This window comes from Hyphomicrobium zavarzinii ATCC 27496, from assembly GCF_000383415.1.
GTDB classification, from domain to species: Bacteria; Pseudomonadota; Alphaproteobacteria; order Rhizobiales; family Hyphomicrobiaceae; genus Hyphomicrobium_C; species Hyphomicrobium_C zavarzinii.
In genome coordinates, this window is the sequence record NZ_KB911255.1 from 85,851 (window position 1) to 102,581 (window position 16,731).

At 64.9% G+C, this 16,731-nt stretch carries 13 protein-coding genes; 3 read left to right on the top strand and 10 right to left on the bottom strand.

Annotated features, from left to right (window positions below; translation table 11 throughout):
* Positions 1-101 precede the first annotated feature (101 nt).
* The 8 genes from F812_RS0100430 to F812_RS0100465 form a co-directional block, all read right to left on the bottom strand.
* Complete coding sequence (locus F812_RS0100430; RefSeq protein ID WP_020083981.1) at positions 102-1,268, bottom strand: biotin/lipoyl-containing protein; 1,167 nt, start codon at positions 1,266-1,268, stop codon at positions 102-104.
* A gap of 187 nt (positions 1,269-1,455) precedes the next feature.
* On the bottom strand, positions 1,456-2,472 hold the full coding sequence (locus F812_RS0100435) for an alpha-ketoacid dehydrogenase subunit beta (RefSeq protein ID WP_020083982.1): 1,017 nt from the start codon (positions 2,470-2,472) through the stop codon (positions 1,456-1,458).
* Entirely contained in the window at positions 2,469-3,356 is an 888-nt protein-coding gene (locus F812_RS0100440; RefSeq protein ID WP_156827155.1) for a thiamine pyrophosphate-dependent dehydrogenase E1 component subunit alpha, read from the bottom strand. The genes F812_RS0100435 and F812_RS0100440 overlap by 4 nt, the downstream gene beginning before the upstream one ends.
* 504 nt (positions 3,357-3,860) lie before the next feature.
* Positions 3,861-4,232, bottom strand: coding sequence for a GIY-YIG nuclease family protein (locus F812_RS21990; protein ID WP_020083984.1), 372 nt, complete (start codon positions 4,230-4,232; stop codon positions 3,861-3,863).
* Positions 4,233-4,599: 367 nt separating this feature from the next.
* Positions 4,600-5,862 carry a flavodoxin-dependent (E)-4-hydroxy-3-methylbut-2-enyl-diphosphate synthase gene (ispG, locus tag F812_RS0100450; protein WP_020083985.1) on the bottom strand — a complete coding sequence of 421 codons (1,263 nt, stop codon included), beginning with the start codon at positions 5,860-5,862 and terminating at the stop codon, positions 4,600-4,602.
* An 84-nt stretch (positions 5,863-5,946) separates the two neighbouring features.
* The gene (locus tag F812_RS0100455; protein ID WP_020083986.1) at positions 5,947-6,750 is read right to left on the bottom strand and encodes a metal ABC transporter permease; all 804 of its coding nucleotides are present in this window, start codon (positions 6,748-6,750) and stop codon (positions 5,947-5,949) included.
* On the bottom strand, positions 6,743-7,660 hold the full coding sequence (locus F812_RS0100460) for an ATP-binding cassette domain-containing protein (RefSeq protein WP_020083987.1): 918 nt from the start codon (positions 7,658-7,660) through the stop codon (positions 6,743-6,745). Before F812_RS0100460 ends, F812_RS0100455 begins: the two co-directional genes overlap by 8 nt.
* Before the next feature lie 13 nt (positions 7,661-7,673).
* Positions 7,674-8,186: a Fur family transcriptional regulator gene (locus F812_RS0100465; protein WP_020083988.1), complete on the bottom strand. Its 513-nt coding sequence runs from the start codon at positions 8,184-8,186 to the stop codon at positions 7,674-7,676.
* A 274-nt stretch (positions 8,187-8,460) separates the two neighbouring features.
* On the opposite strand from F812_RS0100465, the gene F812_RS0100470 reads away from it, so the two are divergent.
* The 3 genes from F812_RS0100470 to F812_RS0100480 all read left to right on the top strand — a co-directional run bounded on the left by F812_RS0100470 (position 8,461) and on the right by F812_RS0100480 (position 14,664).
* The gene (locus F812_RS0100470; protein ID WP_020083989.1) at positions 8,461-9,618 is read left to right on the top strand and encodes a thiolase family protein; all 1,158 of its coding nucleotides are present in this window, start codon (positions 8,461-8,463) and stop codon (positions 9,616-9,618) included.
* A 195-nt stretch (positions 9,619-9,813) separates the two neighbouring features.
* Entirely contained in the window at positions 9,814-13,101 is a 3,288-nt protein-coding gene (locus tag F812_RS21995; protein WP_020665338.1) for an MFS transporter, read from the top strand.
* A 189-nt stretch (positions 13,102-13,290) separates the two neighbouring features.
* The gene (locus F812_RS0100480; protein WP_020083990.1) at positions 13,291-14,664 is read left to right on the top strand and encodes a vWA domain-containing protein; all 1,374 of its coding nucleotides are present in this window, start codon (positions 13,291-13,293) and stop codon (positions 14,662-14,664) included.
* 86 nt (positions 14,665-14,750) lie between these two features.
* Here F812_RS0100480 and infC read toward each other — a convergent pair whose 3' ends face one another.
* Both infC and F812_RS0100490 read right to left on the bottom strand, forming a co-directional pair.
* A complete protein-coding gene (gene infC, locus F812_RS0100485) occupies positions 14,751-15,278 on the bottom strand; it encodes a translation initiation factor IF-3 (protein ID WP_020083991.1) in 528 nt (175 codons plus the stop codon).
* A 216-nt stretch (positions 15,279-15,494) separates the two neighbouring features.
* Positions 15,495-16,688: a glycosyltransferase family 4 protein gene (locus F812_RS0100490; protein WP_020083992.1), complete on the bottom strand. Its 1,194-nt coding sequence runs from the start codon at positions 16,686-16,688 to the stop codon at positions 15,495-15,497.
* Positions 16,689-16,731 lie beyond the last annotated feature (43 nt).

Sequence of the window (16,731 nt, forward strand, 5' to 3'; positions counted from 1 at the left end):
GCATAGGGACGTTCTTACTCTGCCCGAACCGGAGCATTTCCGACGACGTGGATGCTGGTTCATCGCAAGAAAATGCGACCAATCAAAAATCAAGTGCGGTCTCAGCGCTGGCGGAACTCGTTGGTGGAGCGGGCCTTGACGATGGTGTTGGCGGGGACGGAACGCGTGAGCGTGGTGCCCGAGGCGATGATGCAGCGATCACCGATGGTCAGATACGGCTCGATGCCGACGTGCATTCCGAAGCGGATGTAGCTGCCGATGGTGACGCGCCCGCAGGCCGTGCAGCCGGGGCCGAAGGCGTTGTGGTCGCCCACCTTGCTGTGGTGCTCGATCACGTTGTGGCTGGCGAAGAAGTTGTTGTTTCCAATCTCGGCGCTATGGGCGAGGAAGCCGTTGGACATGATGGCGTTGCCCACACCCATCTTGACGTCGGTGCGGATCGAGACCGAGGGATCGATGACGTTGGTCATGCGGATGCCTTCCGAGACGAGGCTGTTGAACAGCTCCGCGCGGTCGTCGATGTCGTCGGTGAAGAGGATGATGGCGCCGTCGAAGCGGCCTTCGGCCCAGAGTTCCGGGATCGCCGTGCGGTCGCCCAGCACGGGAACGCCATGGACGATCTGGCCGTGGGTCTTGGGATTGGTGTCGATGATGCCGGCGGGCTTCTGGTGCGACGTGCGCAGGATCGCTTCAACCGCTATGGCGCCCGCCCCGCTCGCGCCGCCGATCAATAGCACGCGCTCGAAGTGCTGGCCGACGCCGAGATAGGCGCGTGGCGCCGCGGTCTGTCGCTGGACCGGGCATACGGCGGCGGGTTTCACAGGAGCCGCGGCAGGCGCCTCGGCCGGTGAGCCGGATTGAGCTGCGAGCACGTCGGCTTCTGTGAGCGTCGCGCCGGGTTTGGCTTTCGCCAGCGCCTCGATGTCGATGCCGAGACGGCGGGCGACGATGAAGGCTTTCTTGGTCCAGCGCTTCTCGGCCTCTTTAGCGGGTGAGCCGTCCGCGCCCAGGAGGTGATCATGGGCGTCCGCAAGGTTGGCCTTGATGACGGCGATGGGCGCGCCGACCTGCTGGCTCGCGCCCGCAGCCGCGATGGGAACCAGGAAGCCGTCAGCTTCCGCCTCGATCTCGACGGCGCTCTTGGTGGTCTCGATCTCGCAGACGAGCTGGCCCTTCTTGACCGCCGCGCCCTCGTCCACGAGCCAGCGCACCAACATGGCGCTGTCCTCGTTGGCGTTCACGCCCGGCATGCGCATCACATGGATCATGCTTGTGCTCCCGATAAACGCGGCGGTTCCACGTTCCACACGGGTGACCTTGGCGTCGTTCTGAGACGTGTCTGGGCACCGGCCTTCGCCGGTGTGACGGAGATGGGGGACGAGCCGCCTGCCAAATGCTCCCCGTCATCCCGGCGCAGGCCGGGATCCAGATGCTTCAGCCGCAGTGTGCCGGACCTCACGCGAGCTCCTCGTAGACGGCGGCCTCGATGTCGTCGGCACTGATCAGCGTGCCGGCTTCGCCGTCCTTCGATGTCGGGATGATTTGCGGTTTGGAGGCCAAGCGGCGCACGGGGCGATCCAGCTTGCCGAACAGCGTTTCGTGCAGGCGGGCTGCAACCTCCGCACCCCAATCGAATCCAGCCACGCCTTCCTCGACGACGAGCGCGCGCCGCGCGCAGGCCACTTCCTGTGCGATGGGTGCGATGTCGAGCGGCGAGATGACGGCGGGCAGCACGACGGAGACGTTGATCTCCTCCTCCGCCAGCCGCTCCGCGACCTCCAGCATGAGCGGGGCGACGCCGCCGTAGCCGATCAGAACAGCATCCGGCTCGCCCGTCTCGAAGTTGCGGACGATGCGCGTCGCGTAGGAGCCGGTGGGAGCGGGCGCCACGTTCAGCAGCTCGCTTCCGGTGAAAAGCGGCAGCGGGTAGAGGCTCTTGTATTCGATGAACAGCACCGGCTGCGTCTCGCTGGCGATGGCCGCGCCGAGCAGGTCGCCCGCGGCGTGGACGTGCGACGGCGAGATCACCTTCAAGCCGGGGATGCCGCAGAAGTGCTTCTCGATGCTCTGGCTGTGGGTGGGGCCATAGCCGCGCCGGCCGCCCATGGGCGTGCGGATCACCATCGGCACGGGAACCTCCGTGCCGTACATGGCGCCGAACTTCACGGCATGATTGAGGATCTGATCGAAGGTGAGGGTCAGGAAGTCGCCGAACATGATCTCGACGACGGGCTTCAGGCCGCGCAGCGCCATGCCGCTCGCGAGGCCGGTGATGGCGCCTTCGGAGATCGGCGTGGTGTGCACGCGATCGGGGAAGCGCGTCGAGAGCCCTGCCGAGACTTTGAAGGCGCCGCCGTAGGGATCGAGGACATCCTCGCCCGCGAAGTGAACGGCCTCGTCGGCTGCCATGGCGGCGTGGAGACCGCGGTTCAGGCTTTGCAGGTAGGTGGACGGCGTTGTGTCAGGTGTCATGCGAGCGCTTCGATGATGTCGCGGACATGGGTGGCGACGGCCTGATCCACGGCGTCGCAGAATTCGAGCGGCAGCTTCGCGCGGGCTCGCACAATGGGCTCGCGCGTCCAAGCGTCGGCGATCTCTGTCTTGTCGCGGATATCGTCGCCCTTCGAGTGGGGAGCGAGACGATACGTTGAGCAGTAGAGTACGCCCGGGCCTGCGCCGGAGCGGATGTGGTCGGAGAGCGTTTCGGCGGCTTCGTGCACGGCTTCGGCGTCGTTGCCGTCCACCTCCATCACGCGGATGCCGAAGGGCTTGGCGCGATCGGCTAGCGTGCCGGATTGCTCGAGTGCTTTCGGCGTGCTTTGCGCGTAGCCGTTGTCTTCGACGACCAGCATGTACGGCAGCTTCCAGAGCGCGGCCATGTTGAAGGCTTCGTAGAAGGCTCCTTCGGCCAGCGCGCCGTCGCCCGCGAACTGCACGACGATGGCGCCCGAGCGCTTGGTCTTCTCGCCCATGGCCATGCCGACACTAACGGGGGCCATGCCGCCCAGGATGCCGTTCGAATAGAAATTCTTCTTGTGCAGATGCTGGCTGCCGCCCACGCCTTTGCAGACGCCATCGGGGCGGCCCATGATCTCGGCAATGAGGCCCTTGGCGTCGCCGCAATAGGCCAGGTAGTGGCCGTGGCCGCGATGGTTCGAGCAGATGACGTCGCGGTCGAGGTCGAGGGCGGCGACGACGCCGGCGGCGATCGCTTCCTGGCCGATGCCCGTGTGCACCGTTCCGCGCAGCTTCCCTTTGCCAAAGAGATCGAGAAGGCTGGTCTCGACGGCGCGGATCAGCGCCATCGTCTCGTACATGGCTCTCAGCGAGCCACGTGGGGTCAGGGCTTTCTGCATGCCGCTGCGCGCTTTGTTTCTCGTGCTTCCAGCCGAAAAGCCGCATCACACTTTTTCGGAAGCACTTGGGTCCGTCGGTACAACTCGAGGGTACGCAGGAACTCTCATGCAGGGGTAAGCGCGCAAGCTTTCGGGGAGCTTACGTTGGGTGTATCGGATGCCTTCCGAGGGAAAGTTTGCCGGTCTCGGTGCTGAAACTTTGACGCGGCTGGACCCCGATCTTCATCGGGGTGACGTTGAGTTGGTATATGCTGATACCTCTTTGAACTCCGTCATCCCGACTTAGGTCGGGATCCAGATGCATTCGAAATAGTGCGGGGATTGTACGGGCGCGGTTTTCGAATGGCGCGCTGGTTGGGCGCGAGTGACCAGACCTATTTCCGTAGCGCCCTATGCCAACCCTAAGTCGTGTCTAGGCCCCGGCCGTCCATGCGAAGCATGGCTCTGCCATGACGCCGGGGTGACGTTATTTGGGGCGGCGACGTTCTGCCTTCAAAGGTGCCGTCATCCCGACGCAGGTCGGGATCCAGATCCAGGAGAAGTCGGTTCGGCGAATGCATGGGTGTCGGTATCGCCGAAGGCGGTTTCGCCACTTTGTTTATCGAAGAGATCTTTCCACTCGGGGTTCATCTGTTCGATCAGGCGGATTTTCCACGCTCGTCGCCACTCTTTGATCTGCTTCTCGCGTGCAATCGCTGCCAGCATCTGATCGTGCGTCTCGTAATAGACGAGGCGTTTGACGTCGTAACGCTTTGTAAAACCCTGGATTAGTCCTTGCGTGTGTTCAGCCATCCGCTTGCTGAGATCGCTGGTCACGCCGATATAAAGCGTGCCGAGCGGCTTGCTGGCGAGGATGTAAACGACTGGCTGTTTCATCGAAGATGCTCGGAGGCGATGCTTCTTGAACGCGGGTAGCTTTGGGGATCCGTCGATTAGGCACGGTTTGGAAACTTCAGACGTGTCTGGACCCCGACCTCCGTCGGGGTGATGGAATTCTAAAGAGCAGCCGGCCTACACCAAACCAACGTCACGCCGGCGTCATGGCAGAGCCAAGCTTCGCATGGACGCAGTGGGCTTCCGGGATCGGTCGGCATTTCCAGGCACCACGTAAACTACAGGCATGTCTGGATCCCGGCCTGCACCGGGATGACGTCGAAATCGAATTGGCCGTAAGCCACCAATATCCCGTCACCCCGAGGTACAGATTCGTACCAAATGGGCGTGGATCCGGTCGAGCGCGGACTCAGACCGCTTCCTGCTTTGCGCCCATGCCGAAGCGGCGCTCGATGTAGTCTTCGACGATGGTCTTGAAGTCGGCGGCAATGTTGGGGCCGCGCAGCGTCATGGCTTTCTTGCCGTCGATGAAGACGGGGGCGGCCGGGCTCTCGCCGGTGCCGGGGAGCGAGATGCCGATGTCGGCGTGTTTCGATTCACCCGGGCCGTTGACGATGCACCCCATCACCGCGAAGTTCAGCGTCTCCACTCCGGGGTAGCGCGTCTTCCACTCCGGCATGCGGTCGCGAATCATGGTCTCGACGTCGCGGGCCAGCTCCTGGAACACCGTGGATGTCGTGCGCCCGCAGCCCGGGCACGCGGCGACGACGGGCACGAACGAGCGGAAGCCCATGGTCTGCAGGATCTCCTGGCCGACCTTCACCTCGAGCGTGCGGTCGCCGCCGGGCTCCGGCGTCAGCGAGATGCGGATGGTGTCGCCGATGCCTTCCTGCAGCAGCACGCCGAGGGCGGCCGTGGATGCGACGATGCCCTTCGAGCCCATCCCGGCTTCGGTGAGGCCGAGGTGGAGCGCGTAGCGGCAGCGGTCTGCCAGCATGCGGTAGACGGCGATAAGGTCCTGCACGGAGGAGACCTTCGCCGAGAGGATGATCTTGTCGGAGCCCATGCCGAGCTTTTCCGCCTGCTCGGCCGAGATCAGGGCGGACTGCACGATGGCCTCGTGCATCACCTGGCGGGCGTCCTTCGGATTGGGAGAGGCCGCGTTCTGATCCATCAGGCGCGTCAGCAGCTCCTGGTCGAGCGAGCCCCAGTTGACGCCGATGCGCACTGGCTTTGCGTGCCGCATCGCGATCTCGATGATGTCGGCGAACTGGCGGTCCTTCTTGTCCTTGAAGCCGACGTTGCCCGGATTGATGCGGTACTTGTCGAGCGCTTCGGCGCAGGCGGGGTTCTCGGCCAGGAGCTTGTGGCCGATGTAGTGGAAGTCGCCGACGAGGGGGACGCTCACGCCGCGCCTCAGAAGCTGCTCCTTGATGTGAGGCACGGCCTTCGCCGCCTCGTCGCGGTCGACGGTAATACGAACGAGCTCGCTTCCGGTGCGGGCGAGGGCTGCCACCTGGGTGACGGTCGAGGCGATATCCGCGGTGTCGGTGTTGGTCATCGACTGGACGACGACGGGTGCCGATCCGCCCACCACCACGCCGCCCACGTCAACGGGAACCGACCAGCGGCGCGGAGCAGTCATGAAATCGTGATCGGCAGGTTCGGTCATCGGTCAGGCCAAGCCAATTGCGGCGTCCGGAGTTGTCACCCCTTGGTGTAGCCGAGGTTTGGCGCCTCGGCCAGCGGGGCGAGTTCAGGCGTTGCGGCGCAGGGCCGCCGAGGCGACGGAAAACCCGGCGATCACGGCCATGAACAGCACGATGGAGGGGCCTCCGGGCACGTCGAAATTGAGGGAGAGGGTGATCCCGAGAACGACGCTCGCGGCGGCTACGAGGGCCGCCAGCAGGGCCATGCGTTCGGGCGTCGACGAAAAAGGGCGGGCGGCGACGGCCGGCACGATCAGGAAGGCGATCACGAGCAGCGCGCCGACGATCTTGATGGCGATGGCGATGGTGAGCGACAGGAGCACGATGAAGACCGCCTTCACCAGGTCCCGGTTCACGCCTTCGGCGGCGGCCAGCTCCTCGTGCACGGCAAGGCGCAGCATGGGCTGCCAGAGCCAGGCGAGGATGGCGAGCACCAGCGCGCCTCCGCCGTAAACCCAGTAGAGATCGGTGGTGGTGACGGCGAAGATGTCGCCGAACAGGTAGCTCATGAGATCCACCGCCGGGCCGCGCAGGCTCAAGGTGGCGATGACGCCGAGCGCGAGCGCGCCGTGGTGCATGAGGCCCAGGATGGCGTCGAGCGGCACGATCTTCTGCCGGGAGAGCAATATGAGCAGCCCGGCGACGACGAGCGTCACGAAAATGACGGGGCCGGTGATGTCCACGCCGAGAAAGAGGCCGAGGGCGATGCCGATGAGGCTCGCCTGCGAGACGGTCTCGCCGAAATAGGCCATGCGGTTCCAGATCACGAGTGAGCCCAGGGGCGCCGCGACGAGGGCAAGCGCGAGCGAGGCTGCGATCGCGCGCAGGAGAAACGGCTCCAGCTCAAGCATTCCTGTCTCCGCTGGGCGGGCTTGCGGGCGAGGCCGGAGCCGTTTCGCCTGCGAGGTCGTGCCTGTGATCGTGGTGGTGCTGGTAGACGGCGAAGCTGCGGGCCTGCTCCGGACCGAAGAGGCGCGTGTACTCGGGATGCTGAGCCACGGCCTCTGGCACGCCGGAACAGCAGACGTGGCGGTTGAGGCAGACGACGCGGTCGCTCTGCGCCATGACGACATGGAGATCGTGCGAGATGAGAAGCACGCCGAGGCCGCGCCGGTCGCGCAGGCGGCCGATCAATGCGTAAAGCTCGGCTTCGCCGACGTAGTCGACGCCGCGCACGGGCTCGTCCAGCACCAGAAGCTCGGGATCGTTCAAGAGGGCGCGGGCCAGAACCACGCGCTGCAACTCGCCGCCCGACAACTGGCCGAGCTGCTGGGCGATGACGCGGGATGCGCCGACTTCCTCAAGCACGGTCTCAATGCGTGATTTCTTGGCGCCGTCTCCGAGCGAGAGGAAGCGCTCGACCGTCATGGGGAGCGCGCGGTCGATGTCGAAGCGCTGGGGCACGTAGCCGACCTTGAGGCCGGGGCGTTTCCAGACCGTGCCGCGATCCGGCCGTTCGAGCCCGAGCAGGGTGCGGACCAGGGTGGTCTTGCCGGCGCCGTTGGGTCCGATGAGGGTCAAAATCTCGCCAGGGCGGATATCGAGGTCCACGTCCGAGAGGATGGTGCGGCCGGAGCGGACGATCTCGAGCCCGCGGGCGCCGATCAGGGCTGCCGGATCGAGGGGGCGGGCGGATGGTCCGTGGCTGTGGCCGCAGCAGGCGCCGGACTGATGATCGTGGGCATGAGCCTGAGCAGGGGCAGGCACGGCCGCTTTTGAGCCGCCGACGGTGCCCGCGGTCTCTCCGGGACGCTCGGTCATTCGAGATGCAGCCTTATGCCTTGTCTTTCTCTTCCGACGCGCAGCGCGGACAGAGCCCCTGAACCTCGACGAATTTAACACGGGCGACGAACTTCGCGCTATTCGCCGCCTCGCCGATCAGGTCGAAGATGTGCTGGCCGTCCACCTCGCCGACGGCGCCGCATTTCTCGCAGGAGAGAAACAGCGGGCGGCGGCCGGTGCGGTGGTCCATCCGGCGGCAGGCGAAGAAGGCGTTCTTGCTTTCGAGACGGTGGATCACGCCTGCTTCGAGAAGCGCGTCGATGGCGCGGTAGATCGAGATGGGGGCGACGCGGGTGCCCTTGTCGGCGAGGCGCGCGAGGATCTCATAAGCGCCGATCGAGGCGTAAGTGGCCGCGATCTCCTCGTAGACCATCTGGCGCAGCTTGGTGAAGCGCAGGTTCTTGGCCGCAAACTCCTCACCGGCGCGCTCGACGGCCTTGGCGAGGCGCTTGCCGTTCGATTTGTCCGGCGGAGGAAACGCGGTGCGGTTTGCGACGTCAGACATCGGAGCCTATTCGGTTTCTCGTGACCTTTCGCAACACAATATCATGACCGATCCCTCTGCCTAGAGAAATCGCGCCCGGGCCTTTTCCAGCGGCTGAATTGATTGTGAACAGAAAGTGTAATGAAACGGGTCGAGCCGTGCCTGCCGCCTGTATAGTAACAGTATTACACCTACCTGCTTTTTGCCATGTTTCCGTAGTTACTAGCATCGCGCGGCAGATCCGGACGGCGTTAGGTTCGGTTGCGTCATGTATTGCGGGCTGCATTTTAGGTCTATGCCTTTCTCCTCCTCCTATATCATTTCTGCACGACGCTCAGCTCTCGGCCGGATTGGTGGACTGCATCGCAATCGGCGGATCGCCGATCTCGCGGCGCCGGTCATTCTTGCCGCGCTCGAGGACGCCGGTTTGAAGCCCCGGGACGTCGACGAGCTGATCGTGGGCAACGCGTCCGAGGGCGGAAACCCCGCCCGCCTGATCTCGCTCGCGGCGGGCTTGCCTGAAACGGTCGCGTCCCATTCGATTGACCGGCAATGCGCCTCCGGGCTCGATGCCATCGTCTCCGCCGTGCGCCTCGTGGAGGCGGGAGAGGCGGACGTGGTGGTGGCGGGCGGCGCCGAATCACTCTCCACCGCTCCGTGGCGGGTCGCGAAGCCCAAGAGCCTCTACCAGCTTCCGCACTTCATGCGCGTTGAGCCCGTGCCGGACCTGACCGACGACACCACGTTCGAGGCCTCCGAGCTTCTGCCGCGTCGGCTCGGCATTACGCGTGCCCGGCAGGATGTGGTGGCGATGCAGTCTCATCTCAAGGCTGAGGCGGCGCGCTCGGCGCGGCGTTTCGTCGGCGAGATCGTGCCCTTTCGCGCCAACGCGGAAGAGGCGCGGGATCAGAGCGCGGTGGAGCCTGACCTTGACGACCTGGAGGAGATGCAGCCGTTCGCGCCGCCGCACGGCACGCTCACGCCGGGCAACACCAGCAGCTTGCATGACGGTGCGGCGTTCGTGGTGGTGGTGAGCGAGCGCGTCTGGCGAGAGCGCGGCGCGCCGGGTGCGTTGCGGTTGATCTCGGCGGCGGCGCAAGGGGTGGGCCCCGACAACGACGGGGCGGCCCCGATCGAGGCCATGCGCAAACTTTACAATCGCCTCAATGGCTTCAAGCGTGAGGAGATCGACGTTGTCGAAATGAGCGAAAGCTCCGCGGCGCAGGTGATCGCGCTCTCCGAGCTGTTGGACGTCGATCTTTCGAAGATCAATCCGCATGGCGGCGCCATTGCGCGGGGGCATCCGCTGGGTGCGGCTGGTGCGGTGCTCGTGGTGCGGCTGTTCTCCACGCTCGTGCGTGCGCGGGAGCGCGCGGCGCAGAAGTATGGCGTGGCCACGCTGGGGGCGATCGGCGGGCTGGGTCTCGCGGCGTTGTTCGAGGCGGTTCCCTGAACGGTGCGCAACGCGCAATCAGCGTTTGCGACGGAACGAAGGCGCCTCGTCCGTCATTAGCAGACATTAATTCGCCTTCATGTGGACTGATCGCCGTATTCCCGCCGTGATGAAGCCCGGGAATGCAAGCAGTGCGCATAAGGGCATCGCACTGTCAGCGCTCTCGGGTAAGAGCGCCATGTAGGATTTGAGAGCATGGGCTGGGACGTCAAGGCCACGGCGGACGGAGTCGTTCAGTCATTTCCGGCACTTCCAACCATTTCGAGCGACGTTTCGCTGCCGCAGGCGGCCAACTGGGTCATCATGGGCTTGCTCGTGCTTGCGGTCGCGAGCGCGCTGGTCAGGCTGTTGCCGAAACTCTGGTCCGCGATCGAGCAGACGCTGTTTACGAACTGGCGCCTCGCGCTGATTGGCGGATCGGCGCTGCTGCTCTCGCTCGCCGGTGGCTGGACCACGTGGGACGGTATGCGGAACTTCACCGGGGAATCGGTGCTCTCCGCGATGTTCACCTTCGGCATCCACGGCGTCATGCTGATCGTCGCGTGGCTGATCGGCGAGAGCTTCGCCACCGGCATGAACCAGGTGCGCGGCCGCTCGGGCCGTAGCGTCAGCCCGCCGATGGTGGCCCTGTCGGTGCTGGGCGGCGGCTTCGTGCTCGCCGCGCTGATGATCGGCATCGTTCATGCGGGCGTGTCGAGCGATCAGATGCTCTACGGGTTCGCGGGGGCGGGCGCAGTGCTGCTCGCCGTTTCCGCTCTCATGATGTTCTCGAAGAGCGACGTGGTGCAGCCCTACGCGCAAGGGCTTCGCATCGTCGCCAAGAACGCCATGCTGTGGGTGATGTTCCTCGCCTGCATGGCGACGAGCGTGTTCTTCTCGTTCGATAGCCGCTTCAACGTCATCTTCCCGAAGGATCAGCGTGAGCGCGCGGCCGAGATCCGCACCAAGAACCAGGTGGCGGGCGTCGTCGCCGATATCGGCGAGACGATTTCGAGCCGCCGCATGACCGAAGCCGAGCGCCTGTTCCAGAGCGAAGGCTGGAACGCCTACGAAACGCAGCTTGCCAATCTCTCCAAGGCCTCCGAAGGCGCGGAAGCGGAGATCGAGGCGCATTTCACACGCCAGATGGAGGCGCATCGCTCGTCGATCGCGGCCCAGCAGGAGCGCATCGCGACTGCGACCAGCGGCCAGGCGGGGCTTGCCGGAAAGAAAGCCGTCCTCACCGACGAGCTGTCGCGGCTGAAGGCCGACCGGCCTGGCCTTGCGGCCGACCTTTCGGGGAAGAAGAGCGAGCTCGATGCGCGGGCCAAGGAGGTCGATGCCAAGCGCGTCGAGGCGATGGCCGAGGACAAGGGCGTCGAAGGCACTCTCAAGGAAGGCAAGGGGCCGATCTATCGCCAGCGGATGGCGGAGATGGGCAAGCTCAAGGAATACTACAAGATCGGCGAGGAGCGCGTGCGCGATGCGCAGAAGCGTCTCGATGCGGTCGATACGCGCGTCGCCCAGATCGAGCGCGAGCTTGCGGGCGTTGACGGCGAGCTTGCCAAGCTCAAGGGCGAGGCGGTGACCGCCGAGCAGCGCATCCAGGCGGCAGAATCCTCCCAGCTCGGGCAGGAAGGCCAGAAGGTCGATCCGGCGCGGGTGCGTGCCGCGTTCGAGCGGGCGCGAGCGGATTTCCGCCAGCAGCCCGATGCCGAACGGCTCTCTACGCTTCATCAGCATTGCACGCAGCTCTATGACGCCATGATCAGCACGGCGGCGACGAAGGACCGCGTGCGTGACATCGATTGCGATCCCAAGCAGGCGGTGGAAGCGGCCGCGACGATTTTTGCCCTTAATGCCGGGCTCAAGGCGTTCGAGGCGAACTGCGCGGGCGGCGACAAGGTGCCGGACACGGGCGGCGTCGATCCGCTGCTCCAGTTCGGCCGCAAGTGCCTGCAGGATTCGGGTCTGCCGAGCGGGGATTCCTCGGCGATGGGCGCCAAGCTCTCGGCCATCGATCTCAACCGCGACGACAAGGCCCACAATTTCGTCGTGACGCTCAACGCGTTTCAGGACGGCAACCGGCTCGCGTATCTCGCGCTCGCCATTGCGATCGGCATCGACTCGCTGATCTTCATGACCGGCTTGTTCGGCGCCAACGCCGTGCGCTCGCCGCTGTCGGACGTTCCGAGCATGAAGGCGCGGAACTCGCAGGAGCTGAACGCGATGATCGAGACGGCGCTGCTGCCGGACATGTTCCGCAAGGCGCGCCTCGTCAGCCAGGCGATGCATCCGATCGAGAATGTGGAAGGCTACTCGAACGAGGTGAGGCTCGACGAGCTGGATCCCGAGACCGCCGTGCAGGTGCGCGAGGTGTTGAACGCGGGCGCTATCATCGGCGCCGTGCGGCGCGGCGATCAGCCGGGACGCTATCTCGTGCGCTCAGAGCTGCTCGAGTTCCTGAACTCGGTGATCAAACGCGAGCTGGAGACGAACAAGGCGCAAGCGGAAGCCGGCATGCTGATCGACCAGATGGACGATCAACTCGTGGTGGCGCTGCTGCCTCACGTCGGCGACAACGCAGAAGCGGTGCTGGGCGAGCTGGTTCCGATGGATGAGGCGAATGGCTTCACGTCCTACGTGGCGCTGGAGGATATCGACGAGGATGTGCGGCCAGTGATGCTCAACGTGCTCAACACGGGCGCGACGTTCCGCTACGTCCAGCGCGAGAAGGGCAGCGAGAGCTATTTCGTTCACAAGGATCTCTACAAGACGCTGGCGCGCATCCGGGCACGCGAGGTCGCGCGGGCGGGCCAGAGGCCGCTCGCACTCGACCGCGCGCGGCGGCGCGCCGAGAAAGTCAGCTTCCGCGGCTCGCTCACGCCGAAGCAGGCGGCGCTCGTGGATCATACCCAGGAGGCCAAGCCGCGGCTCTCCGACGAGGAGGAGCGCGCGCAGTATCTCGCAGCCTTGATCGAAGCGATCGGCATCAATCCGGAAACCTATTTCGGCCTTTCGGGGCCCGCCGTTGCGGCTGCGGCCGCGGCGAGCGAGGCGTTCCTCTCGTCGCGTCAGAGCGTCCGCCTGCTCGACCAGGAGCTTGCGGAGCGTGACGAGCAGGCTCACGGCCTTGTCTCGCAGGCCTTCGCGCAGATGGATGGCTCGCTTTCGGCCAGCGACGACTGGAAACGCCAGCTTCTGGTCAGCGCGTCCGAGGAGGTGGATCAGAACCTGCCCATTCTGATGCTGCTTCCGAACGGTCCTTACGAGACCGCGCTCCAGGGTCTCGTCGAGCAGCTTGAGCCGGACAATGCGACCGGCTCGCTTCGGAGCGACGAGCAGCTTCTGCTTCTCACCGCGCAGCGGCTCGTTCACGAGCTTGCACAGAACGCGCGCCGCACCGATCGCGATTGGATGCGGCTCGAGGTGGTGTTCCATCAGTTGTCGCGCGGACATGCACAGCAGGCCGCCGTCGGCGACGGGAAGCGCACGCTGAACTAGTTTTTTGACTGGCCGCTTTTTGTTGCGACGAGCCGGTCTCTACGTAGAAGCCCGCGTGGCGGCAGCGCCGCACGCGGGCTTTCTTTTTTTTGCCATCGGCGCTGCGTCATTCCGACATGAGTTTCGCACTATTCCGCCCGCGCACGCATTTATTCTGCGGTTTCGTTTTTATTTTTTGAGGAGATTTTCATGTCGCCCATGCGCACGCTTTCTTCTCTTTTCGGATTGGCAGCTTTGTGCGGCGCCGTCGCGGTTCCGGGGCTCGAAGCCCGGGCTGCGGAGATGCAGCTAGGGGCGGAGCTCGGCCACTCCGTCATCGATACCAAGAGCCGGGACCGAGTCTATCTCAGGCTCTCTCTCAAGACGCTTGCCGCGCAAGCAAAGGAGCGGCGTGCGCCGATCAACGTGGCGATCGTCGTCGATCGCTCGGGCTCCATGAGCGGTGAGCGGCTGGCGGCGGCCAAGAAGGGCGCACATGCGGCGCTCGAACGGCTCGGGTCCGACGACATCGTCTCGCTCGTCTCCTACAATCACGAGGTCGACGTGCTGCAGAAGGCGGGCCGTTTCGGCTCCGAGCGCGGAGCGCTCGAACGCGCGATCGACAAACTCGAAGCCAGTGGTACGACGGCGCTCTATGCGGGCGTGAAGGAGGGCGGCGAGCAGGTGCGCGCCTTCCGCTCCGACGTGAAGGTCAACCGCGTCGTGCTGTTGTCGGACGGGCTTGCCAATGTCGGCCCCAGCACGCCGGGCGAGCTCGCCTCGCTGGGGCGGGAGCTGGCCGGCAAGGGGATCACCGTTTCCACCATCGGTCTCGGCCTCGAATACAATGAGGATCTGATGCAGCGGCTGGCAGCGGCGAGCGACGGCAATCACGTGTTCGTGGAGCGGCCAAGCGATCTCGCGGAGATCTTCGACCGTGAGTTCGGTGACGCCCTGTCCATCGCGGCGCGCGACATCACCATCACCATCGAGTGCAAGTCAGGCTTCACGCCGAAGCGCGTTCTCGGCCGCGAGGCGGAGATCTCGGGCAGCCGCATCACGCTCAAGCTCAACCAGCTTCAGGCGGACAACGAGCGCTATGTGGTGGTTGAACTCGATCCGCCCTCGTCGGCAGTCTCGGCCGGGGACAGCGAGGTCGCGAGCGTAGACGTGGACTATCTGAGCCTCGAAAGCGGCTCACGTGCCTCGGCCAAGGCCGGGGTTAAGGCCCGCTTCACGGACAACGCGAAGGACGCGGAAGCGAGCCTCAACAAGGCCGTGATGAGCCAGGTGACCGAGCAGGTGGCGACCGAGAATAGCGAGCGTGCGGTGGAGCTGCGTGACAAAGGCGATGTAACGGCGGCCCGGAAGGTGCTCGAGGACAACGCCATGTACCTCAACAAGCAGAAGAGCGCGCTCGGCGCCGGCGCGGCTGCGGCGCCCGCGGCCTCCATCTCGGCACTCGACAAGCTCGAATCCAAGAGCCGTGAAGCCGCCAATAACCTGGAAGGTGAGAGCTGGGAGAAGACCCGAAAGGTGATGCGCCACGATCAGCACAAGTCCAAGGTGCAGCAGGCGTACTGAGCCCGGGACCTCGATCGCAAAAAAATCGAGGGCGGCCCCGCGTGTGCGGCCGCCCTTTCATTTTTCCCGGTGAGGGAGGGTTCGTCCTACTTAGGCGCGAGCACCATCACCATCTGGCGGCCTTCGAAGCGCGGCTCGGATTCCACCTTCGCGATCGGCTCGACATCGTTCTTGACGCGGACCAGCACGGCCATGCCGAGCTGCTGGTGGGCCATTTCACGGCCGCGGAAGCGCAGGGTCACCTTGACCTTGTCGCCTTCCTCGAAGAACCGCTTGATGGCGCGCATCTTCACGTCATAGTCGTGATCATCGATGCCGGGACGCATCTTGATCTCTTTGATCTCGACGATTTTCTGGTGCTTGCGGGCTTCGGCAGCTTTTTTCTGTTCTTGGTATTTGTACTTACCGAAGTCGAGAATCTTGCAAACCGGAGGTTCGGCATCCGGAGAAACTTCGACCAGATCCAATCCGGCCGCTTCAGCCCGGGCGATGGCGTCAACCTTCGATACGACGCCGACGTTCTGCCCGGTTTCGTCAATAAGCCGTACTTCACGCGCCCGGATCGCATCATTGATCTTCGGACCGGTCGGCTCGCGCTCGGAAGCGCCTCGCATAGGCTTGCGGATGTTAAGTCTCCATCAGTGGTTTCAGTTCAATCGGCAATAGCTACGGCACCTTCAATCAGAAAACAACGGCCTCGCCCCGCAATTTGGGTGGCCGTTCTGCCGTGGACTGCCGAACTATCCGGGCGGAGAATTGAGAAGAACCGGCCGCAAGTCAAGCTGCGATGGGTTTATGCAACGCAGAGCCATGGGGATGAGTTAAGGAATTTACTTATACGACGCCCGAAGTTGGGTGCCGAGCAGGCGGTCGTAAACGTCGAGCGTGTCTAGGCGCATACTTTCCAGGCTGAAGTTCTGGAGCACCCGGTTGCGGGCCCGGCCAGCCAGGGCGGCGCGGGCGTCCGGGGTCAGGCTCAGGGCTTCCGCCATGGCGGCGGCCAGTTTTGAGGCATCGCCCGGGGGCACCAGCCAGCCGGTCGCCTCTTCAGCTTTGAATTTGGGAGGGGCGGCCACGGTTTCCGGGGGGGCGCCGATATCCGTCGCGATGACGGGGCAGCCCATGACCTGCGCCTCCGTGGCCACCCGCCCGAAGGCTTCCGGCTCGACGGATGCGACGATGGCGAGGTGGGAGACGGCCAGGGCCGCCGCCACGTCTTCCACGTGGCCCGGCAGGATGATGTTGTCCTCGAGGCCCGCGGCCCTGATCTCGGATTCGAGGCGCTGGCGGTAGGAGTCGCGGCCCTGGGCATCGCCCGCCAGCACGATCAGGGTGTTGCCGAGCCGGTTATCGGCCTTGAGGAGGCGGGCGGCCTCGATCACCGTGCTCTGCCCTTTCCACGCGGTCAGTCGCGCCGGCTGCAGGACGATCCTGGTGCCGGGCGCTGCGCGCCAGCGGGCTCTGAGGGCGGCCTTGCGCTCCTCCGAGATGACTGCGGGATCGAATTTGCTGCCGTCGACGCCGCGATAGATCACGCGGATGCGGTCCGAGGGCGTCCCGTAACGCTCCTCGATCAGCCGCTTTGTGTACTGAGAGTTGGCGATGACGGTGTCGCCCTTGGCCATGATGGCGTTGTAGGCCTTCTTGAGGCGCGTCTTCTCATTGTAGGCGCCGTGATAGGTGGTGACGAACGGCTTTCCGGCGCGGCGCGCGGCCAGCATTGCGCTCCAGGCCGGTGCGCGGCTGCGGGCGTGGACGAGATCGACACCCTCGTTTTCGATCATCTGGCGGATGACATGTGCGTTCCAGAGGATGCGCGCGGGGTTCTTGGTGGCGGCGGCGAAGGGTACGAACTCTCCGCCCGTCGCGGTGATGCGTGGAGCGAGGCGGCCTCCCTCCGACAGCACGAGGGCGCGCCCACCCGCGCGGACGATGGCGTCGGCGATCTCGACCGCGGACAGCTCCGCGCCGCCGGTGTCGAGCTCCGGGATGATCTGCAGTATGGTGGGGCGCGTGAGGGCCAAGTCCGGCCTCCGATCGTTAGCACGTCGATTACACAGCACTTAG